The organism is Bacillus sp. ISO11 (assembly GCF_003458115.1).
Classification (GTDB): Bacteria; Bacillota; Bacilli; order Bacillales; family Bacillaceae_G; genus Bacillus_A; species Bacillus_A cereus.
Genome location: NZ_QXCO01000021.1, coordinates 13,457 through 33,624, shown reverse-complemented (window position 1 = coordinate 33,624; position 20,168 = coordinate 13,457). Strand labels below are relative to the sequence as shown.

Below are 20,168 nucleotides of genomic sequence, written 5' to 3'. Positions count from 1 at the left end.
TTCTACACATGAAATGGGTGTAAAATCCCACACTAATGTATAAGGAGGGGGTTTTATGCCAGAAGTAAGATGTTCTGTTTCCAACTGTTCTTTTTGGGGGCAAGGTAACTTTTGTCAAGCAAGTGCGATCATCGTTCAGCCTGATGCAGATGAAACTGGTCAAACTGAAAATGATTCATATACAGCTGCTGTTTTAACAAACGAGACGCTAGAAAGTTCTGTAGCAACGAGTGTAGAGACTTGTTGTCATACGTTTAAGCCTAGATATTAACAATTATTCCACCTCATATACGTGAGGTGGTTTTTTCTTTCTCTCTTCTTGTTTACGTCATCTCTAATTCTCCCTATAATAAAGTTAACATTTTTATGAATACGAAGGTGAAATACTATGGCTAAAACAATTGCAGATATCGCCAAATTGGCTGGCGTTGCAAAAAGCACAGTCTCTCGTTACTTAAACGGCGGATATGTAAGTGATAAAACAAAACTTAAAATCGAAGGTATTATTCAGGAAACAAATTTCTCTCCCAATACATTTGCTCAAAGTTTAAAAGCAAAAACAACAAATTTAATTGGTGTCATCATCCCCCGATTAGACTCCTTCGCTACAATGAAAACACTTATCGGGATCGATAAAACATTACAGGAAAATAACTATCAAATGCTTGTAGCAAATGCAAATCAAACATCCGAAACTGAAATACAAGCAATTGAAAACTTTATAAAACAAAAGGTAGCTGGCATTATTTTATTAACAAAAACATTAACGAATGAACATCAAAAAATTATGGCTAATTCAAACATCCCTATTTTATTCGTCGGGCAAAAATATAAAGATCAATATTGCCTCGTTCACGATGATTATGATGCAGCTTATGAGTTAGGGGCATACGTTTTATCCCAAGGCCATCGACATATTGCCTATTTAGGGATAGAAAAAGATGATATTTCTGTTGGAATAAATCGAAAAAATGGTTTTCAAAAAGCAATTGAAAATTTAGAACCGACTTGCAACGTTTCATATTACGAAACAACTTTCCGCATAGAAGATGCCATGAAACAAGTACAACATATTTTAGATAATAATCGCCCAACTCTTATCGTATGTGCTACAGATAACATCGCTCTTGGCGCAATGAAAGTCATTCACTCCCACTCCCTTTCTGTACCAGGTGATATTTCTGTAACAGGATTCGGTGGATATGATATTTCAGAAATGGTACACCCTAGTTTAACGACAATTGCGTTTGACTATGAGTATGCTGGAAAGCTTGCTGCCACTTCTCTTTCACAGCTTGTTGAAAACAAAACTATACCAAAAATATTACACTCTCGTTATACATTAAAAATCCAAGAAAGCGTTGACAAAATATAAAGGCGCTCTATAATAAAATTAAAACCGGTTCCACATTTTAAAAACAGGATTTTCAACATCATTTCCCTGTTTTTTATTTTAACTTATTGAGGAACCGGTTCCATAAAAGAAAATTTATAGTAAGGGGGAATTTTTATGGATATGAAGCAAATTGCAACTCAAGTAATACAGAACATTGGTGGAAAGGAAAACATTGTTCGTGCCACACATTGCGCGACTCGCCTTCGTCTTATATTAAAGGATGATACGAAAATAAACTCTGCAGAAATCGAAAACATCGATGGAGTAAAAGGTGCTTTCGCAACGACCGAGCAATATCAAATTATTTTTGGAACTGGCATAGTAAACAAAGTATATGATGAATTCTCAAAACTAATTGGAATAGCCGAACTAGATTCTACAACATCAAACGATATACCTAAGAAAAAAATGAATCCTATCGCCCGCCTAGCAAAGACACTATCTAATATTTTTGTTCCAATTATTCCAGCTATCGTCGCAAGCGGTTTACTTATGGGTCTACTCGGAATGTTGAAAGCGTTTAAATTAGTTCCTGGAGATCACTCACTTATCCAATTACTTGATATGTTCTCAAGTGCAGCTTTCATCATTTTACCTATTTTAATTGGAGTTAGTGCCGCTAAAGAATTTGGTGGAAACATTTTCTTAGGTGCAGTTGTTGGTGGTATATTAACTCACCCAAACTTAACAAATCCTTGGACTCTTTCAAATGCAAAACCCACTGTTTTACATTTCCTTGGTATGGATATTGATATGATTGGCTATCAAGGTACTGTTTTACCTATTTTATTATGTGTATATGTTATGAGTACAATTGAAAAAGAACTTCGAAAACGTGTTCCGAACTCTTTAGATTTATTAGTTACACCATTCTTAACAATTATTATAACTGGCTTTTTATCACTTATTATTATCGGACCAATTGGATATAAAATCGGTGACGGCATTACGTACCTTTTAAATACAATTTATCAATTTGCAGGACCAGTAGCTGGACTTATATTCGGTGGATTGTATTCAACAATCGTTCTTACTGGCTTACATCATAGCTTCCACGCTATTGAAGCGGGCTTACTCGCAAATAAAGATATCGGTGTCAATTTCTTACTCCCTATTTGGTCAATGGCGAACGTTGCACAGGGCGGTGCTACTTTAGCTGTCTATTTCAAAACAAAAAACAAAAAAACGAAAGAAATTGCAATTCCAGCAGCGGCTTCAGCATTTTTAGGAATTACAGAACCAGCTATTTTTGGTGTCAATTTAAAACTTGGTAAACCATTTATTGCAGCAGCTATTGGCGGCGCAATTGGAGGCGCTTACGTTGTTTGGATGCAAGTGGCGGCTAATGCATACGGTTTAACAGGTATTCCGATGCTTACAATTGTTGCACCTCTTGGCATGATGAACATAATTCACTATATAATTGGTTTCGCTATTGCAGTTATCACTGCTTTTGTTGCCACATTCATTTTATATAAAGAAAGTAAATAATAACGGGGTGAAAACCTATGTCAAAATATAAAACAATACTGCAATCTAATAAAGACGAATTACATTCTTTATATGAAATTGCAAACCAAGATTCATGGAAACCAATTTATCATATCCACCCAACATTTGGATTAATGAATGATCCTAACGGTGTATCATACTACAATGATGAATATCACATTTTTTATCAGTGGTATCCATTTGGTCCCATTCATGGAATGAAGCATTGGGGGCATGTGAAGTCAAAAGACCTTATTAACTGGGAGCGTATGCCTGTAGCCATCATCCCTACTGAAAGCTATGAATCACACGGTGCATATTCTGGTAGTGCTATCGTAAAAGATGGCCTTCTTCATTTACTTTATACAGGGAATATAAAAAAGCCTGATGATTCCCGTGATGCAAAACAATGTATGGCAACAATGGATTCACAATATACGATGACGAAATATAGTAATAATCCTGTTATTGATATAATTCCTGACGGATATACAAAACATGTACGTGATCCAAAAGTCTGGAAACATAATGATATGTACTATATGTTACTCGGTGCCCAACGTGAAAATAAAACAGGAACTCTATTACTATACAAATCACAAGACCTATACAATTGGCATTTCCAAGGCGAAATTACAACAAATTTAAAAGAATTCGGATTTATGTGGGAATGCCCCGATTACTTCCAATTATCAGGGAAAGATGTACTTCTCTTTTCACCGCAAGGAATTGAAAAAGACGGAGAAAACTTTCACAATGTATACAATGTCGTTTATGCTATAGGCCATTTCGATATTAAAAATTTATATTTCCATGTTGATTCCTATTACGAAGCTGATAAAGGATTCGATTTTTATGCCCCTCAAACTTTAGAAGACTCTACTAGTCGTCGCCTATTGTTTGCTTGGGCAGGATCAAGTGAAATCACATATCCTTCTGATGATTATATGTGGGCTCATTGCCTAACACTTCCACGTGAATTAACATTAGAAGATAACATATTAAAACAAAAACCAGTTTCAGAATTAACAAAACTACGAACAACAAAAAAAGACATTTCAGGAGATATAACAGCTGGATTAAATGTATTATCAACGCTTGATGATGAAGACTCCTATGAATTAATTGTTACACTTAAAACAGAAGATGCAAAGCGTTTTGGGCTTTCTCTCTTCCACAATGAGGAGGAATGTTTCCCCATTACATTTAATCGGGAACAAGGTACTATTTCTATAGACAGGGGCAACTTCTACCATCAATTTGGCGGAGAATATGGATTTGAACGCTGTAAAAAAATCGATATTCAAGATACGATAGAACTACAAATATTTGTAGATAAAAGCATCGTGGAAATTTTCTTATACGATGGTTCAACAGTCTTTACGTCCCGAGTTTTTCCTCGAAAAGACATGAAACATCATATCGCAATCTTTTCAGATGCAAAACTAAACTTTACCATCACACAATATAAGCTGAAAAGAGGGATTGTATGAGAAATGTCTTTTGTATAGGTGAACTATTAATTGATTTTGTGTGCCGAAATACTAACGTTTCTTTAGTAAACGGTTCAGATTTCGAAAAAAAAGCTGGTGGAGCACCCGCTAATGTTGCTGCTGCGATTACAAAATTAGGTGGAAACGCTACATTTATGGGGCAAGTAGGAAATGACCCATTTGGTGAGCTTCTTGAACAAACTTTACAGCGTGCGCAAGTCGATACATCCATGCTCATAAAAGATAAACAAACAACACTTGCATTCGTATCCATCGATCAAGATGGCGAACGTGATTTTACTTTTATGCGTGGTGCAGATGGTGAATATCAATTCAATAGCATTGATTTATCAAAAATACAAACGAATGATTTAATACATTTCGGTTCAGCGACAGCTTTACTATCAAGCCCATTAAAAGAAACGTATTTTCAGTTGTTACAATATGCGAAAGATAACGGCCATTTTATTTCTTTTGATCCAAATTATCGAAGTGCACTCATTACAAATACAGAACAATTCTCTCAAGATTGTCTAACCTTTATAAAACATGCACACTTCGTAAAAGTAAGTCAAGAGGAAGCTACTATGCTCTCTAAAGAGAGTGATTTACAACAAGCTGCACTCAAATTATTAAATTATGGCGCAAAAGTAGTAGCTATTACACTTGGAAAAGACGGTACCCTTCTTGCGACAAATGAAGGTCAAACCATTGTCTCTTCTATTTCCATTCAACAAGTCGATACAACTGGTGCTGGTGATGCTTTCGTTGGAGCAATGTTATATCAGATTGCCCAAAGTGAACATACACTTTCGTATCATTTCAAAGACTTAACAGCGTTTACCTCCTTTGCAAATAAAGTAGGCGCTATCACATGTACAAATTACGGTGCAATTGCCTCTCTTCCATCATTAACAGATATAAAAGCATACGATTAATCGTATGCTTTTTTACATTCCTCTCCAAAAATCATGCATAATAAAAAAGTACAAAATAACGAGAACGGCCGTCCCGCATAAGGTAATGCGCCGATATATACTCTTCTCTCCTTCCCTCGCTTTCACAAACGCCCAAATAAATCCGAAGAACAATATTAAATCAACATATGGAACATAAAAAGAAAAGACGAGAAACGCATATAAATACACGATAAATAAACAGGTCGTTACTAAAAAAACTTTAAACGCAAATTCACTTTTCATAATATAACCGCCCCCTATCTGTACTGTATTATATTCAGCAAAATACAATAGTTGCAGTTAAACTCCAAGTATAAATAAGCTACCGTCTATAAAACGGTAGCCATTACGGAACATTGTATTCCCGTTTATATATATTACTTAAAATCGAAGAAGGAATTTGCTCGTAACGAATTTTCTCTCCTGTTTCATCTATAATATACAAATTGTTTCCTATATAATATATTCCATCTTTTCGTTTTGAGTACACTGGATATCTTTCATTTGGCAATACCGTTTTCACTTTCGTTAACTGTACATTTGGTTCTTGCCAATATATATCCGCGCGGTCTACTAGCGTAAGTACTCCAATTTGTTCTTCTTCTATTTTCCGACTATTCCAGCTCACAACGCGATAACCAAGCTTATTCGCTTCATATTCGGGACTCGTATGAAAACGAGAAATAATTACTTTTGTTTGTAATTGTACTCTGTCATATAACCATTGTATATCCCTGTCATGCATGCGAATACAACCATTTGATTCCCTACTTCCAATAGTCCATTCCCGATTTGTCCCGTGAATCGCATATTCATTCTTATCTAGTCCCAGCCACCTCGTACCGAGAGGGTTATTCGGTGCACCCCCAGGTATTTTTTTTCGATGGTATTCTTTATTTTTAAATTTAGTTATAATACAAAAGTTACCTTCAGGCGTAGGTGTACGATCTCTTCCAGTCGTTACTGGAAATGTTTTTGTATAATTTCCATTCTCAAAAAAAGACAACTGATTTGTCGTAAGATTCACTAATATTAAATGATCTGTATTAGCAAAAGCACTAACCGGTAGGATGAAAAATAATAGTATGACGAAACATAACTTTTTCAGCTATATCCCCCCTAGCGCTCACTATAATAAGTGGAATTAACATTACTTTGCTCTTATAAATGAAAACTATCCATTTACAATAACGCCCCCATTTACATGTATCATTTGTCCAGTAACATAAGAAGAATCACCAGACGCTAAATATACGTATGCCGGCGCTAACTCATATGGTTGACCAGGCCTTTGCATTGGGACATTGCTCCCAAACTGAGAGACTTTCTTCTCATCAAAGCTCGCTGGAATAAGTGGTGTCCAAATCGGTCCTGGTGCAACACCATTTACCCGAATCCCTTTTTGCACTAATGATTGAGAAAGTGATCTTGTAAAAGCTACGATTGCTCCTTTCGTCGCGGAATAATCAATTAACGTTTCATTTCCTTCATATGCAACGATAGATGCCGTATTTATAATGACATCCCCTTTCTTCAAATGAGAAAGGGCTGCTTTCGAAACGTGAAAATAAGAAAAAATATTAATACGAAAAGTCTTTTCTAGCTGTTCTGCCGTAATATACTCGAGTCCTTGCTGCGGATATTGCTGCGCGACATTATTTACTAAAACCTGTAAACTACCTAGCTGCTGCACGGTCTCTTGAACAACATCTTTACAATGCTGTTCATCACTTAAATCACCCGGTAACAATACACACTTTACACCTTCTTTCTCAACATATTGCTTCGTCTCATTTGCATCTTCTTCCTCATCTAAATAAGCAATCGCAACATTTGCTCCTTCTTTTGCAAAAGCGATGGAAACTGCTCGCCCAATTCCGCTATCTCCTCCCGTAATTAACACATTCTTTCCTTTTAACTTTTCGCTACCTTTATAATTGGGATCTTCAAACTGTGGTAGAGGATTCATTAATGATTCAATACCAGGCTGCTTATTTTGATGTTGCGCAGGCATTGTTATAAAGTTTTTTTGCTGTGGCATAGTTGCTTTCAACTCCTTTTCCTTAGCATGTGCACAATAAAAAGCTGAAATTCACACATCGTTTTACGATTAATATTCGAATTTAAGACACAAAATATGAATTGTTATAAACTTTTTATGCAAAACTATTGCAAAATAGATAAAAAACGAATATTATATATAACTGTTGTGAAAATTATTCGTAAACAGAAAGGATGTTTATATGTTTAACCTTTCAAAACATAAAACTTCTATTAAAACTGAAATTATGGCAGGTATTATTACCTTCTTAACAATGGCATATATCATTGTCGTAAACCCTGTTATCCTTGGAGATGCAGGTGTTCCATTTGAACAAGCATTTACAGCAACAATTATTGCTGCTGTTGTCGGAACATTATTTATGGCAATCTTTACAAACTTACCAATCGCAATCGCGCCAGGTATGGGCTTAAATGCTTACTTCTCTTACTCTGTTGTAAAAGCGCATGAAGGCATGACTTTCGCAATTGCATTCTCTGCTGTATTCGTAGCAGGTATGATTTTAATTTTGCTATCATTTACATCTTTCCGTACAAAATTAATGGAAGCAATTCCTGAAAACTTAAAACATGCAATTACGGCTGGTATCGGGCTATTTATCGCCTTTATCGGTTTACGTTTAACAGGTATCGTTACAAAAAATGATGCAAACTTAGTTGGACTTGGTAATCTTCACTCTGCTCCAGTTCTACTAGCATTAGCTGGACTTGGAATTACTATTATCCTTATGTCTTTAAATGTAAATGGCGCACTATTTATCGGTATGCTATTAACTGGTATTATCGCTTTCTTCACAGGACAATTAACATTCTCAAACGGTGTTACATCAATGCCTGGTTTACCAGAAGGAATTATCGTTTCAAATCCAATTACTGCTGTATCTGACGTAATTAACTACGGATTATACGGCGTTGTATTCTCATTCTTCCTTGTTACACTATTCGATACAACAGGTACATTACTTGGCGTTGCACAACAAGGTGGATTTATGAAAGACGGAAAGCTTCCAAAAGCAGGACGAGCTCTTCTATCTGACTCATTCTCAGCAACAATCGGTTCTATGTTCGGAACAACACCATCAACAGCTTACATTGAATCATCTGCTGGTGTTGCAGCTGGTGGTCGTACTGGTTTAACAACTGTTACAGTAGCTGTTCTATTTGCACTAGCAGCATTCTTCGGACCATTAGTAAGTGCCGTTTCTGGTGTATCAGCTATTACTGCACCATCACTAATTATCGTTGGTAGTCTTATGATGGGCTCAGTTCGCCACATCGATTGGGACGCATTTGATGAAGCATTCCCAGCATTTTTAGTAATCTTAAGCATGCCTCTTACATCAAGTATCGCAACAGGTATCGCACTTGGATTTATTTCATACCCACTTATGAAAGTGGCAAAAGGTAAATTCCGTGCTGTTCACCCACTTGTATATGTATTTGGAATTTTGTTTGCTTATCAATTGATATTCTTACCACATTAAAAAAGTAGAGCATCGAAATTCGATGCTCTACTTTTCTTTTATAACAATCTTTCAAACTATACAGGCACCTCTAAAATATGAAGGAGCTTATAACCTTTTAATACTTCTCTTCTATCTGTAATTCTTTACTGCACTTTTGAATGAAAACGGATGAAATAACCATTACTATGGCCACACTAAAACCAATAAGTTGATCTAATAACATTTCATCATGAATAAACCAGCGAAGTAAAAATACACCACCAAAAATAAGCATCATGATAAATCCAGTATGTCCAAGTCCTTTATATACATTTTCCATATGTATCACCTCTCTACATACTTTTATCCATATTATACCATAACCTAAAAACGTGTATAACCAACATTCGGTATTGAAACCAATAATAAAAAAGGCTGCAGAGAACTCCATCTCCACAGCCTAGTACTTATTTTTGCAAAAACGCCTGCAAATCTGCAAACTGTCTCTTTGCATCTTCATAGCCTTGCTCATATAAATTTTGTAGTTTTGCTGTATCTTTTTCCATACGATCTACTTGAAGCGGTACTTCTGGACGAATAACAAATAAATTACCCGCTTGTTCTTCTTTTTCAATGTAGTGAAGTGTTTCATTATACACTTCATAACGATTTAGCATCGTGTTAACAAGATTCGGATATTTTTTATAAGCTTTCGCAGCAACCCACCCAAATCTTGATTTTTTCTTTGCGTAACCGTGATTTCTTGTTAAAATTACGACTGATTTTTTAAATCCATCTTCCTGTGCTTTACGAACTGGAATCGGATCTGAAATCCCACCATCTAATAATTGCTTACCACGGTAATTTACTACTGGTGCAATGAAAGGCAATGAACTAGACGCTTGTAATAAATTTAGCGCATCATCATTCGTTCCTTCTTTTTCAAAATAAACAGATTGCCCAGTTTCACAATCCGTCGTTCCTACAAGGAAACGTTCCGGGCTATTAAAGTATGTTTCAAAATCAAACGGCACATGCTTTTCTGGAATTTCATGAAAAATGAAATCCATATCAAATAACTGCCGTTTTCTCCATAAGTTTTTATACGATAAATATTTCGGATGTGATGCATAATCAATATTGACCGTTTTATTTCTATTTCTTTGTCTGGAAAGATACGACGCTGCATGACAAGCACCAGCTGATACACCAATTACATATGGAAAATATAAATCTTGTTCCATAAAGTATTCTAATATCCCGCCCGTGTACACACCACGCATACCGCCGCCTTCTAATACTAACCCCGTATTTTCAAGCATGTTACTCTCTCCTCTATATATATTGACTCTTTAATTATTCACCATGTTAAGTATATTTTTCTATTATATATGAGTTCTTTCAGAAATTATATTTAAAAGACTTGAGAAAAAGGAGTTTTTTCTTCCAATTATATTTCTAAATGACCGGAGACATCCTTTATAAACCTTTGAATAAAATCTTGCTCTTCTTTCGTATATCCATCTAAAAGTAACAACCACTTTTCTTCAACTTGCTTATGCAATTTTTCATGAGCTTTATATATTTTATTCCCACTTTCCGTTAAGCGGAAGAAGATTTCTTTTTGATTATCTAACATTTGCATCTTCTCAACGAATTGCTTTTGAAACAACTTTGTACAAATTTTAGAGATTGCTCCCTTCGTCATGCCCATTTCTGTCGTAATTGCCGTTACATTTATCAAACCATTTTTTCCGATACATTCGATTACATGTAACTCAGATAAAGACATACTACTTACACCTGTCTCACGAAGAAACTTCCCGTTTTGTCGTTTTAAATGTTCTTCTTTTTTATGCAAAAGTGTACGAATGTCCGAAAGTATTTCCATTTGCTTCGTTGCATGCTTCAATCCGTTCGCCTCCTAAGTTTCCAAAGAAACAATTTAACTATATACCATTTTAAAACCATTTTTTCATCTTTACAAGTGAGAAAATCATGTTAAAATAAATTTAGTTTCCTAGGAAACTAAATAACAAGGAGGTTAACATGATGAAAAAATCTAAACTAACTTTTATTTTATATGTTGTCTGTATTAGTGCCTTATTCGGTTCCTTCGCTCAAAATATTTACACACCTATCTTACCGATGATTCAAAATTCTTTTCACACTTCTCTTTATCTTGTAAATGTAACCGTTTCACTTTTCACATTCGTTCTTGCGATTATGCAGCTCGTATATGGACCTTTAATTGATACAAAAGGGAGAAAATCTGTCCTTATCCCTAGTTTAGTCATTAGTACAATTGGTTCAATCGGATGTGCTTTTTCGGCAAACATTTATTTATTTCTCTTTTTTAGAGCTGTTCAAGCTATAGGAATAGCGGCTATACCTGTAGTTTCAGCAACGATTATCGGCGATTTATTTGAAGAAAAAGAACGTGGAGAAGCGATGAGCCTATACCAAATGTTACTTGCCCTCGCACCTGCAATGGCTCCTCTCATAGGTGGTTATCTTGGCAGTATAAATGGTCACTTATCTGTATTTCTCTTTTTATCTACACTTGGGATTATCTTATTAATGATAAACATTTCACTACTTCCAGAAACAAAGCCAAATGTAATTAAGCAGTCTAAAGCACAAAAGAATTACTCTCTTATCTTAAAAAATAAAACTGGATTTTCTATTACTCTTATTGGCTTCATTCAATTTTGTGTTTACTTTTGCTTTCTCGTTTTTTTACCGAGCATTTTAGCAAATTCATTTCATCTAGCTGCAAGTGAAATTGGTCTTATGTTTGTACCAATGTCTCTTTCTATTATGCTAGGAAGTTTTTGCTACAAGTTTTTGCAAAAACGCCTCACAACAAAGCAAGCTTTATTTATTACGAGTTTCTTCAATATTATATGTGTCGTTTTATTCTCTTTCACATATAGCATCAATATCCCATTCATCATTATCGTTACATCTTTGTACGGTTTTAGTATGGGACTTTCTATGCCAACTCACACTACTTTATTAACAGAAGAATTCGTACAAGAACGCGCAACAGCTATCGGTATGTACAACTTCATCCGCTATCTTGGTATGAGCACAGGACCACTTATAGGTGGATTTCTTTTATTTAACCAAAATTACTTTTGGATTTTCTTCCTAGGCGCAATTATATTTTTACTTGTAATCTTATATGCAATGAAAATGCTAAGTTTTCATGCTGTACAAAAATTAAAATAGAGCCCCCAAAATGTCGGCTCTATTTTACCCTCTTTGATCCGCAACAATATGAATATCAATATACTTTGTTTGTCTCATAATTTCATTTACAATAGAGCCTTTTCGTATTTCTTCCCACCTTGTTCTTGCCGATTGTCCAAGTAAAATTTGCGTCACTTGTAATCTTTTTGCTACTTCAATAATAACATCTGCTGGCTTTCTTCCCTTTGCTTCTTCTAATACAAAACTTGCATCAAATTGATTCGTTAGCAACTTCCACTCTTCAATCGTCTGCTTTTTTCCAGCTGAAATAGAATCTATATTTTCCCTCTCAACGTTTAATACGTACAATTCAGCATTTAACCGATCAGCCATGCGCCATCCCCGTCTTATTAATTTCTCCGCTGTTGAACTGTATTGTACACAAACGAGAATTTTTTCTTTTACGCCAATCGGTTCTATTACTGTTTGGCTAATTTTCTCGTCCATATCATCTGCAACTTCTCGAAGTGATAATTCCCTAAGCGCTCCTAAATTATTAAGTGTAAAGAAGTTTTGTAAGCTTTGCTGAATTTTTTCTTCTTTATATATCTTTCCGTCTATTAGTCTCTTCCTTAATACCTCAGGCGTTGCATCAACGAGCTGAATTTCATTTGCTTTTTGTAAAATAAAATCTGGAATTCGTTCTCTTACTTTTACATTCGTAATTTGAGCTACAATATCATGAACACTTTCTAAATGTTGAATATTAAAAGCTGATAATACCGATATACCAGCCTCTAACAATTCCTGCACATCCATATAACGTTTCTTATATTTAGAACCAGGAACATTACTATGAGCAAGTTCATCCACTACGACTACTTGCGGCGCGCGTTTTTTTATTCCTTCCACATCAAGCTCATAAAATACCTTTCCTTTATACTGTATTTCTTTCAAAGGAACTTTTTCTAAATCAGCAATTGCTTCTTCCGTCTCTTTTCTTCCATGCGTTTCAATTAAACCAATTACAATATCAATTCCATCTTTTTTCATTTCCCTTGCATCAAAAAGCATTTTATAACTTTTTCCTACGCCTGGAGCTGCTCCTACATATAGCTTTAACTTTCCGCGATTTTGCTGACGAATATATTCTAAATATTCCTCTGGCGTTCGCCTTTGAAACTTCGGTTCATAATCATCTGCATACAAAATAAACACTACCTTTCATTCGAAACAACGCTACCTCAATCCGTTAGATTGAGGTAGCACTGTTACTATTTCATTAATTTCTGTAATGCCAAATTTAGCTTTAAGACGTTCACTCGATCTTCTCCAAATAAACCAAGCGCAGCACCTTCTGTTTGATCTTTAATCAATTGATTAAGTTTTCCTTTCGGAATATTCGTTAATTTCGAGATGCGATCCACTTGCACCGAGGCCGCCTTTGGACTAATATCAGGATCAAGCCCTGAACCTGAATTTGTCACTAAATCTATCGGTACTTCTGTAACTGGAACAGCTGGATTTTTTTCCTTCCAGTCCGCAATACTTTTCTCTACTCGCTTTGCTAAATCTGGATTAGATGGTGCATAGTTATTTGAACCAGATGCTTCAGCCTTATATTCAATACTAGAAACACGCCCTTGAAAATAACGTGGATCCGTGAAGTTTTGACCAATTAATTTAGAACCAATCACTTCATTTTTATCATTATATATTAGACTTCCATCCGCATTATCCTTCATCACTGCTTGTGCAATACCAGTAACAATAAGTGGGTATACAAGTCCACACAACACTAGAAATGTAAAAGTGATACGGATAATTGGTGATAGCATACTTTGTTTCTTCTCCATCTTTTTCCCCTCTTCCTTATATAAACAAGCCGACAATCATATCAATTACCTTAATTCCAATGAACGGAATGATAACTCCGCCAAGCCCATAAATAAGTAAGTTTCGGCTAAGCAATGCATTAGAACTCATCGGTTTATATGCAATACCTTTCATCGCTAACGGAATGAGTAATGGAATAATAACAGCGTTAAATATTAATGCTGATAAAATCGCTGACAGTGGTGATGTTAATTTCATAATGTTCAATGCCTCCATTTGCGGAATCGCAAGTGTAAACATTGCTGGAATGATTGCAAAATATTTCGCTATATCATTCGCAATACTAAACGTCGTTAAAGCACCTCGTGTCATTAACAATTGCTTACCGATTCCTACAACCTCAATAATTTTCGTTGGATTCGAGTCTAGATCAATCATGTTCGCCGCTTCTTTCGCTGCTGTCGTACCACTGTTCATCGCTAATCCAACGTCCGCCTGTGCTAATGCTGGAGCATCATTTGTACCATCACCTGTCATCGCTACAAGTTTCCCTTTATCTTGCTCTGCTTTAATAACAGCAATTTTATCTTCCGGTTTACACTCGGCAACGAATTCATCTACTCCAGCTTCTTTTGCAATCGTTGCTGCCGTTAACGGATTATCACCTGTACACATAACCGTTTTAATCCCCATTTGGCGTAACTGTTCAAAACGCTCACGCATACCCGGTTTTACTGTATCCTTTAAATAAATTAAACCGTAAATACGATTATCTACTGCAACTACAAGTGGTGTTCCACCCTCTTTTGAAATTAAGTCTGCTTTTTGATTTATATCTTTCGGAATTATTCCGCCTTGTGACTCAACCCATTCAATAACGGCACCTACAGCACCTTTTCTCACTTTCGTTCCGTCTTGTAAATCAACACCACTCATTCTCGTTTCTGCTTTAAACGGAACAAACTCACCTTGTTCTGCAAGTTCTCTATTGTATGATATAGATTTCCCCTGCACATACTCGATAACAGATCGACCTTCTGGTGTTTCATCTAAAACAGAACTAATAGCGGCCCACTTTCCAACTTGCTCAATCGTTTCATTTCCTACAGGCAATAATGTATGAGCCATCCGGTTCCCAAAAGTAATTGTACCTGTTTTATCTAAAATAATTGTATTAATATCGCCAGCAGCTTCTACTGCTTTCCCCGACATCGCTAACACGTTAAACTTTGTCACACGGTCCATCCCAGCAATACCAATTGCCGATAATAGCCCACCAATTGTCGTTGGAATTAAACATACTAACAACGCTACAAGTACAGCAGTATCAATTTGAAAACCTAAATAATTTGTAAAAATCGGCAACGTCACAACGACGATCAAGAAAATAAGAGTTAAGCTCGTTAATACTGTATTTAAAGCAATCTCATTCGGCGTTTTTTGACGAGCAGCTCCTTCTACTAAAGAAATCATTTTATCGATAAATGATTCACCAGGATTACTCGTAATGACAATTGTAATTTCATCACTTACGACCATCGTTCCGCCTGTTACGGAACAAAAATCACCGCCTGCTTCTTTTATAACAGGAGCTGATTCCCCTGTAATTGCAGATTCATCTACAGATGCTAATCCTTTGATTACTTCGCCATCATTCGGAATCATCTCACCTTGTTTTACGATAACAACGTCACCTTTTGTAAGATCAGTTGCTGAAACTTGGACAATGCCTCCATTTTCTTTTACAACATTTGCAAACACATCTTTCTTCGACTGCTTTAAAGAATCGGCTTGCGCTTTACCACGACCTTCTGCTAATGCTTCTGCAAAATTCGCAAATAAAACTGTAAATAATAGAATGAGAGAAACTGTTATATTAAACCAACCTGGTATACTACTAGAACTACTTGGAAGAAAAGATAAAATGAACGTAATGATAAATCCAATTTCCACAACGAACATAATCGGATTCTTTATCATGACTTTCGGATTCAATTTCGCAATGGATTGCTTCATCGCATGTGTTACGATATCACGATCCATCGTTTTCGCTTGTCTAACTTCATCTTCTACAGCATGTATTTGTGACTCATTTAATTGTTTTTCTTTTACTACTACCGGTCTCATCATTTACCCTCCATTACTTCAATGTAAGAAATTCTGCAATTGGACCGAGTACTAACATCGGGAAGAATGTTAATGCACCGACAATTACAATTGTTCCGATGAAGATGCCACCAAATAAACTATTATCTGTACGGAACGTTCCGACTGTTTCTGGCACTACCGTTTTTTCTTTCAGCGAAGCTGCCACTGCTAGCATCGTAATTAAACTGAAGTAGCGTCCTAAAAACATAACTAAACCAGTCGTAATATTCCAAAACGGTGTATTATCTCCTAATCCTTCAAATCCAGATCCGTTATTCGCAGCTGACGATGTATATTCATATACAACTTGCGTTAAACCGTGAAAACCGGAATGAGAGATAGCATCCGTCCCTAAATTTGTTGAAAGAGCTAATGCCGAAAATCCTAAAATGAGCAATGGATGAAATAAAATCGTGACCGCGATTAATTTCATTTCCTTACCTTCAATCTTTTTACCTAAAAACTCTGGTGTCCGTCCAACCATTAACCCAGATATAAACACCGCGATAATTGCATACATAATAATGTTTACAAAGCCTGCTCCAACGCCGCCATACACTGTATTTAACATCATATTTACAAGTGGAACTAGACCGCCAATTGGTGTTAACGTATCATGCATCGTATTAACAGCCCCAGTTTCAGCAGCTGTCGTTACTGTTGCGTATAGTGAAGAAAATACTGTTCCAAATCGTACTTCTTTCCCTTCTGTACTTCCTTGTACATGTTCGATACCCATTCCATTTAATGCCGGGTTCCCGTTTAGTTCAGATGTCGTAATCGTTATAAACCCTAGTAAAAATACCATAAATAGTGACACGAAAAGGATGCGACCTTGTTTTTTATTTCCTACCATTCGTCCGTACGTAAATGGAAGTGCTGTTGGTAATAACATCATAAGCATCATTTGCAAAATATTACTCATTTGTCCTGGATTTTCAAAAGGATGCGTAGAGTTTGCTCCAAAAAATCCACCACCGTTATTTCCAAGTTCCTTAATGGACACGAATGATGCAACTGGTCCGCGTAATATACTTTGTTTTGCCCCATCAATCGTTTGTGCTGTAACCGCTCCATCTAACGTTTGCGGTACGCCAAGTGCGACAAAAACTAGTGCCGCAATAAATGCGATAGGAAGAAACACTCTCGTTAACGCTCTCGTAAAATCAACGAAAAAGTTACCAAGTTCTTTTCCAGCAAGTCCTCTTATAAAAGCCATAACGAGCGCCAATGTCGTTGCTGGTGCCGCAAACATTAAAAATGTAATCCCGATTAATTGTGATAAATAGGATAAACCATTTTCACCGCTATAATGCTGTAAGTTTGTATCAGCCATAAAACTAATCGCTGTATTAAAAGCGAGCGTAGGCTCCATCCCTTCAATATGCGCTGGATTTAGCGGCAACACACCTTGTAATCTGAAAATGAAATATACAATAACAATCATAAATCCGTTGAGTAAAACTAATGATAATGCGTACTGTTTCCACGTTTGATTGTATTCTTTTACACCCGTAATTTTAAAAATAAGTTTTTCAAAAGGCCCGAATACTTTATCTAGCATTTTGCTACCTTGAAAAGCTTTTTCTAAATAAATCCCCATTGGCTTTGCTACTAAAATAAACAAGAGCATTGTAATAATGACTGCAACCCAAATCATAATGAATGATTCCCCCTAATTAAAACTTCTCTGGATTTAATAATGCATACACTAAATACACTGTAATTGCTGCGACAATAACCGATAAGACAATCATCATGATTGCTTTCCTTCTTTCACAACTTTATCTGACCAACTTGCAAGACTTGCCATTGATGCAACTAATAAAATAAAAATCCCGATCATTACAACATCTAACATAGCTATCCCTCGCTTTGTTTTTGTTAAAATTTACCATTTAAATGTTAAAAAAGAACACTGAGCTCTACTCAGTGTTCAAAAAATGAACAACAAAAAGTAAACCTCCTCTCTAAACGCTTACGAGGTTAGCTGTCGGATTCGGGCCTAAAGAGTAGCCCTACTTTCAAAACTGAAAGATTCACCCCAAGTGACGATGCACAAAATTGGTTCCCCCGCTCCATTTCTGGAACTCAGCGATTTTAGGTTTTTTTGGAAATTTTATGAATGATTTATGAGAGTAAATATACTCCTCTATATTTCACTTGTAAAGGGGTAAATTACTGAAAATAATAATATTTACATTCATTTAAACGCTTACATTGAAGATTATTACTATTATTTCATCTATTTTCTTTATTTCTCTTCTCTTTTCTTAAAAATGACCTTTTAAATATGAAATAAAAAGAGCGAATGAGATGAAGTGCATAGCTTGTTGCACTCAGCATTCGCTCTTTTTATTCAACCTTTATTCTCCTCGTAAAAATGCACGTAAATTTCTCCCGCGAATATAAACTTGTGTCAATTCTGCATGTAGCTGCTCATACTCGGTAATATCCACCTCTAAATACAAAGCATCTTTTGATGGTAATATAATATACGGCCCTGGAAAAAGGGGATCGATCTGAACCAATTCTTGAACTCGCTCTACCGATACTGCCCAACGATTTGCTATATCTCCAAGTAATAGTACCTTCATCATTTCTTCCCCCGCCCTATTCAAAAAATAAAAAAGAAATATTATCACAATTTGTAAACACGACAAACTTAGCTCCAATTGTTTCATAGAGCCTCGCTGGATATCGTTTATTCCTTGTAACAACAGTAATAGGTGCTTGAAAAGAAAAGCGAATGTGTTCTGTGAAAAAACTAACGATTGGAAGCTCATCCCCTAGTAAAATCACCTTCTTAATACACTCACAAATACTAGTAAAGTCCTGCTCCTTACTGCAGCTATAAGTCCAATCAAACCCACAATTCCTAACTTCAGCCGCTATCTCTTCATTTGCTGTAAAAATAATTAACTCATGTTGAAATGATACTAGATCTCTTAAACTATCTACCTTACTTTCTTCTCCAACACAAATAAGTGTTAGTTCCATGTACCTCATCCTCCTTAGTATAAAAGAAATCAAACATAGATTGATATTCCCCTATACTAATCAGATCGATGAAGTGATGTATCCATCATGGCACCGTCCTCTCTCAAGACGCTTACGAAGTTAGCTGTCGGATTCGGACTTTGAGAGTAGCCCTACTTTCAAACTTGAAAGATTCACCCCTAGTGCCTACGCACAAATTGGTTCCTCCGCTCCATATAATTGGACTCAGCGTTTACAAAAAAATGTATTCTGGCTGATATATTACTCCTGTATTTTGAAAAAGTAAACAGAAAAAAAGCCAGTTATAAAACTGGCTTTTCACTTACCTATGCACGCGTTCTATTCACTTTATATGCAAAATGATTCGTCGGCCCATGGCCACTACCAATATTCAATGGCTCTTCAATTGCTATACTAATAAATCGTTTTGCTTCTTGAACAGCATCTTCAATTGAGTATCCTTTCGCAAGTCCTGCTGTAACCGCTGAAGCAAATGTACACCCACTTCCATGCGTTTGCTTTGAAGGAATTCGCTCGCTTCTAAACTCAATAAATTTTTCTCCATCAAAGAGGAAATCAATTACTTCATTCCCTTGATATTCTGCATGTCCGCCCTTCATAAGCACATATTTAGCACCTAATTCATGCAATACTTTTGCAGCTTCCTTACTATCTTCAACATTATGAATCTCCATCCCAGTTAACACTTCTGCTTCTGGGATATTCGGTGTTATAACAGTTGCTACTGGTAATAAATATTCTTTTAATGCTTGAACTGCTTCTTGCTGTAATAATGATGCACCGCCTTTTGCAATCATAACGGGATCTAGCACAATATTATTCCAGCCAAACTTTTTAATTTGTTCTGCAACAATTTGAATTATTTCACTACTAAATAACATTCCTAGTTTCACTGCATCTGGTGTTAAATCCGTACCAATTGAATTCAGCTGTTCTGTAATACCTTCTAACGGAACAGGATATACCCCTTGAACGCCAAGCGTGTTTTGAGCAGTAATCGCCGTAATAGCCGTCATTCCGTATACACCAAGCTCTTGGAATGTTTTTAAATCTGCCTGAATTCCAGCACCGCCGCCGCTATCAGACCCTGCAATTGTTAAAGCTTTATTCACTTTCATCCCAC

General features: G+C 36.0%; 22 protein-coding genes and 2 riboswitches. Of the genes, 7 read left to right on the top strand and 15 right to left on the bottom strand.

Annotated features, from left to right (window positions below; translation table 11 throughout):
- Positions 1 to 55: 55 nt before the first annotated feature.
- From D1166_RS20540 to D1166_RS20520, 5 genes are all read left to right on the top strand, one after another.
- On the top strand, positions 56 to 271 hold the full coding sequence (locus tag D1166_RS20540) for a DUF1540 domain-containing protein (protein WP_001115482.1): 216 nt from the start codon (positions 56 to 58) through the stop codon (positions 269 to 271).
- 117 nt (positions 272 to 388) lie between these two features.
- Positions 389 to 1,375, top strand: coding sequence for a LacI family DNA-binding transcriptional regulator (locus tag D1166_RS20535; protein WP_097856411.1), 987 nt, complete (start codon positions 389 to 391; stop codon positions 1,373 to 1,375).
- Between the two features lie 135 nt (positions 1,376 to 1,510).
- Positions 1,511 to 2,887, top strand: coding sequence for a sucrose-specific PTS transporter subunit IIBC (locus D1166_RS20530; RefSeq protein ID WP_097856412.1), 1,377 nt, complete (start codon positions 1,511 to 1,513; stop codon positions 2,885 to 2,887).
- 17 nt (positions 2,888 to 2,904) lie between these two features.
- The gene (gene scrB / locus D1166_RS20525; protein ID WP_097856413.1) at positions 2,905 to 4,380 is read left to right on the top strand and encodes a beta-fructofuranosidase; all 1,476 of its coding nucleotides are present in this window, start codon (positions 2,905 to 2,907) and stop codon (positions 4,378 to 4,380) included.
- Positions 4,377 to 5,318 (top strand): carbohydrate kinase family protein, encoded by a 942-nt coding sequence (locus D1166_RS20520; RefSeq protein WP_097856414.1) that lies wholly within the window; start codon positions 4,377 to 4,379, stop codon positions 5,316 to 5,318. The genes scrB and D1166_RS20520 overlap by 4 nt, the downstream gene beginning before the upstream one ends.
- Positions 5,319 to 5,330: 12 nt before the next feature.
- On the opposite strand, the gene D1166_RS20515 is transcribed toward D1166_RS20520, so the two are convergent.
- The 3 genes from D1166_RS20515 to D1166_RS20505 form a co-directional block, all read right to left on the bottom strand.
- Positions 5,331 to 5,582 carry a hypothetical protein gene (locus tag D1166_RS20515; protein WP_000834195.1) on the bottom strand — a complete coding sequence of 84 codons (252 nt, stop codon included), beginning with the start codon at positions 5,580 to 5,582 and terminating at the stop codon, positions 5,331 to 5,333.
- Positions 5,583 to 5,685: 103 nt separating this feature from the next.
- On the bottom strand, positions 5,686 to 6,447 hold the full coding sequence (locus D1166_RS20510) for a L,D-transpeptidase (RefSeq protein ID WP_097856415.1): 762 nt from the start codon (positions 6,445 to 6,447) through the stop codon (positions 5,686 to 5,688).
- A gap of 66 nt (positions 6,448 to 6,513) precedes the next feature.
- The gene (locus D1166_RS20505) at positions 6,514 to 7,380 is read right to left on the bottom strand and encodes an SDR family oxidoreductase (protein ID WP_097856416.1); all 867 of its coding nucleotides are present in this window, start codon (positions 7,378 to 7,380) and stop codon (positions 6,514 to 6,516) included.
- A gap of 202 nt (positions 7,381 to 7,582) precedes the next feature.
- On the opposite strand from D1166_RS20505, the gene D1166_RS20500 reads away from it, so the two are divergent.
- Entirely contained in the window at positions 7,583 to 8,884 is a 1,302-nt protein-coding gene (locus D1166_RS20500; RefSeq protein ID WP_000482722.1) for an NCS2 family permease, read from the top strand.
- 97 nt (positions 8,885 to 8,981) lie between these two features.
- Here D1166_RS20500 and D1166_RS20495 read toward each other — a convergent pair whose 3' ends face one another.
- The 3 genes from D1166_RS20495 to D1166_RS20485 form a co-directional block, all read right to left on the bottom strand.
- Complete coding sequence (locus tag D1166_RS20495) at positions 8,982 to 9,185, bottom strand: hypothetical protein (protein WP_097856417.1); 204 nt, start codon at positions 9,183 to 9,185, stop codon at positions 8,982 to 8,984.
- A 127-nt stretch (positions 9,186 to 9,312) separates the two neighbouring features.
- The gene (locus D1166_RS20490; RefSeq protein ID WP_000892681.1) at positions 9,313 to 10,167 is read right to left on the bottom strand and encodes a patatin-like phospholipase family protein; all 855 of its coding nucleotides are present in this window, start codon (positions 10,165 to 10,167) and stop codon (positions 9,313 to 9,315) included.
- Positions 10,168 to 10,295: 128 nt separating this feature from the next.
- Positions 10,296 to 10,757, bottom strand: a complete 462-nt coding sequence (locus tag D1166_RS20485) for a MarR family transcriptional regulator (protein WP_097861974.1) — start codon at positions 10,755 to 10,757, stop codon at positions 10,296 to 10,298.
- A 140-nt stretch (positions 10,758 to 10,897) separates the two neighbouring features.
- On the opposite strand from D1166_RS20485, the gene D1166_RS20480 reads away from it, so the two are divergent.
- Positions 10,898 to 12,079 (top strand): MFS transporter, encoded by a 1,182-nt coding sequence (locus D1166_RS20480; protein ID WP_097861975.1) that lies wholly within the window; start codon positions 10,898 to 10,900, stop codon positions 12,077 to 12,079.
- 24 nt (positions 12,080 to 12,103) lie between these two features.
- On the opposite strand, the gene kdpDN is transcribed toward D1166_RS20480, so the two are convergent.
- The 9 genes from kdpDN to thiD form a co-directional block, all read right to left on the bottom strand.
- Positions 12,104 to 13,258: a KdpD-like non-kinase potassium sensor gene (gene kdpDN / locus D1166_RS20475; RefSeq protein ID WP_097861976.1), complete on the bottom strand. Its 1,155-nt coding sequence runs from the start codon at positions 13,256 to 13,258 to the stop codon at positions 12,104 to 12,106.
- Between the two features lie 56 nt (positions 13,259 to 13,314).
- Positions 13,315 to 13,896: a K(+)-transporting ATPase subunit C gene (kdpC, locus tag D1166_RS20470; protein ID WP_097856420.1), complete on the bottom strand. Its 582-nt coding sequence runs from the start codon at positions 13,894 to 13,896 to the stop codon at positions 13,315 to 13,317.
- A 16-nt stretch (positions 13,897 to 13,912) separates the two neighbouring features.
- Positions 13,913 to 16,003: a potassium-transporting ATPase subunit KdpB gene (gene kdpB, locus D1166_RS20465; RefSeq protein ID WP_118043408.1), complete on the bottom strand. Its 2,091-nt coding sequence runs from the start codon at positions 16,001 to 16,003 to the stop codon at positions 13,913 to 13,915.
- Between the two features lie 13 nt (positions 16,004 to 16,016).
- Complete coding sequence (gene kdpA / locus D1166_RS20460; RefSeq protein ID WP_000638318.1) at positions 16,017 to 17,684, bottom strand: potassium-transporting ATPase subunit KdpA; 1,668 nt, start codon at positions 17,682 to 17,684, stop codon at positions 16,017 to 16,019.
- A gap of 19 nt (positions 17,685 to 17,703) precedes the next feature.
- Positions 17,704 to 17,781 (bottom strand): K(+)-transporting ATPase subunit F, encoded by a 78-nt coding sequence (gene kdpF / locus D1166_RS20455; RefSeq protein WP_223153441.1) that lies wholly within the window; start codon positions 17,779 to 17,781, stop codon positions 17,704 to 17,706.
- Complete coding sequence (locus D1166_RS20450) at positions 17,781 to 17,885, bottom strand: SipW-dependent-type signal peptide-containing protein (protein WP_097856422.1); 105 nt, start codon at positions 17,883 to 17,885, stop codon at positions 17,781 to 17,783. Before D1166_RS20450 ends, kdpF begins: the two co-directional genes overlap by 1 nt.
- 100 nt (positions 17,886 to 17,985) lie before the next feature.
- Positions 17,986 to 18,131: riboswitch (cyclic di-AMP (ydaO/yuaA leader) on the bottom strand.
- A 259-nt stretch (positions 18,132 to 18,390) separates the two neighbouring features.
- Complete coding sequence (locus D1166_RS20445; RefSeq protein ID WP_001985933.1) at positions 18,391 to 18,624, bottom strand: hypothetical protein; 234 nt, start codon at positions 18,622 to 18,624, stop codon at positions 18,391 to 18,393.
- 13 nt (positions 18,625 to 18,637) lie between these two features.
- A complete protein-coding gene (locus tag D1166_RS20440; protein WP_000424067.1) occupies positions 18,638 to 19,024 on the bottom strand; it encodes a hypothetical protein in 387 nt (128 codons plus the stop codon).
- A 93-nt stretch (positions 19,025 to 19,117) separates the two neighbouring features.
- Positions 19,118 to 19,265, bottom strand: a riboswitch (cyclic di-AMP (ydaO/yuaA leader).
- Between the two features lie 85 nt (positions 19,266 to 19,350).
- Positions 19,351 to 20,163: a bifunctional hydroxymethylpyrimidine kinase/phosphomethylpyrimidine kinase gene (gene thiD, locus D1166_RS20435; protein ID WP_097861977.1), complete on the bottom strand. Its 813-nt coding sequence runs from the start codon at positions 20,161 to 20,163 to the stop codon at positions 19,351 to 19,353.
- Positions 20,164 to 20,168 lie beyond the last annotated feature (5 nt).

Bases quoted from the DNA above. Each gene is read 5' to 3' on its own strand.
- D1166_RS20540 (WP_001115482.1), top strand. From the start codon at position 56: ATGCCAGAAGTAAGATGTTCTGTTTCCAACTGTTCTTTTTGGGGGCAA.
- D1166_RS20535 (WP_097856411.1), top strand. From the start codon at position 389: ATGGCTAAAACAATTGCAGATATCGCCAAATTGGCTGGCGTTGCAAAA.
- D1166_RS20530 (WP_097856412.1), top strand. From the start codon at position 1,511: ATGGATATGAAGCAAATTGCAACTCAAGTAATACAGAACATTGGTGGA.
- scrB (WP_097856413.1), top strand. From the start codon at position 2,905: ATGTCAAAATATAAAACAATACTGCAATCTAATAAAGACGAATTACAT.
- D1166_RS20520 (WP_097856414.1), top strand. From the start codon at position 4,377: ATGAGAAATGTCTTTTGTATAGGTGAACTATTAATTGATTTTGTGTGC.
- D1166_RS20515 (WP_000834195.1), bottom strand. From the start codon at position 5,582: ATGAAAAGTGAATTTGCGTTTAAAGTTTTTTTAGTAACGACCTGTTTA.
- D1166_RS20505 (WP_097856416.1), bottom strand. From the start codon at position 7,380: ATGCCACAGCAAAAAAACTTTATAACAATGCCTGCGCAACATCAAAAT.
- D1166_RS20500 (WP_000482722.1), top strand. From the start codon at position 7,583: ATGTTTAACCTTTCAAAACATAAAACTTCTATTAAAACTGAAATTATG.
- D1166_RS20495 (WP_097856417.1), bottom strand. From the start codon at position 9,185: ATGGAAAATGTATATAAAGGACTTGGACATACTGGATTTATCATGATG.
- D1166_RS20490 (WP_000892681.1), bottom strand. From the start codon at position 10,167: ATGCTTGAAAATACGGGGTTAGTATTAGAAGGCGGCGGTATGCGTGGT.
- D1166_RS20480 (WP_097861975.1), top strand. From the start codon at position 10,898: ATGAAAAAATCTAAACTAACTTTTATTTTATATGTTGTCTGTATTAGT.
- kdpC (WP_097856420.1), bottom strand. From the start codon at position 13,896: ATGGAGAAGAAACAAAGTATGCTATCACCAATTATCCGTATCACTTTT.
- kdpB (WP_118043408.1), bottom strand. From the start codon at position 16,003: ATGAGACCGGTAGTAGTAAAAGAAAAACAATTAAATGAGTCACAAATA.
- kdpA (WP_000638318.1), bottom strand. From the start codon at position 17,684: ATGATTTGGGTTGCAGTCATTATTACAATGCTCTTGTTTATTTTAGTA.
- kdpF (WP_223153441.1), bottom strand. From the start codon at position 17,781: ATGATTGTCTTATCGGTTATTGTCGCAGCAATTACAGTGTATTTAGTG.
- D1166_RS20450 (WP_097856422.1), bottom strand. From the start codon at position 17,885: ATGTTAGATGTTGTAATGATCGGGATTTTTATTTTATTAGTTGCATCA.
- D1166_RS20445 (WP_001985933.1), bottom strand. From the start codon at position 18,624: ATGATGAAGGTACTATTACTTGGAGATATAGCAAATCGTTGGGCAGTA.
- D1166_RS20440 (WP_000424067.1), bottom strand. From the start codon at position 19,024: ATGGAACTAACACTTATTTGTGTTGGAGAAGAAAGTAAGGTAGATAGT.
- thiD (WP_097861977.1), bottom strand. From the start codon at position 20,163: ATGAAAGTGAATAAAGCTTTAACAATTGCAGGGTCTGATAGCGGCGGC.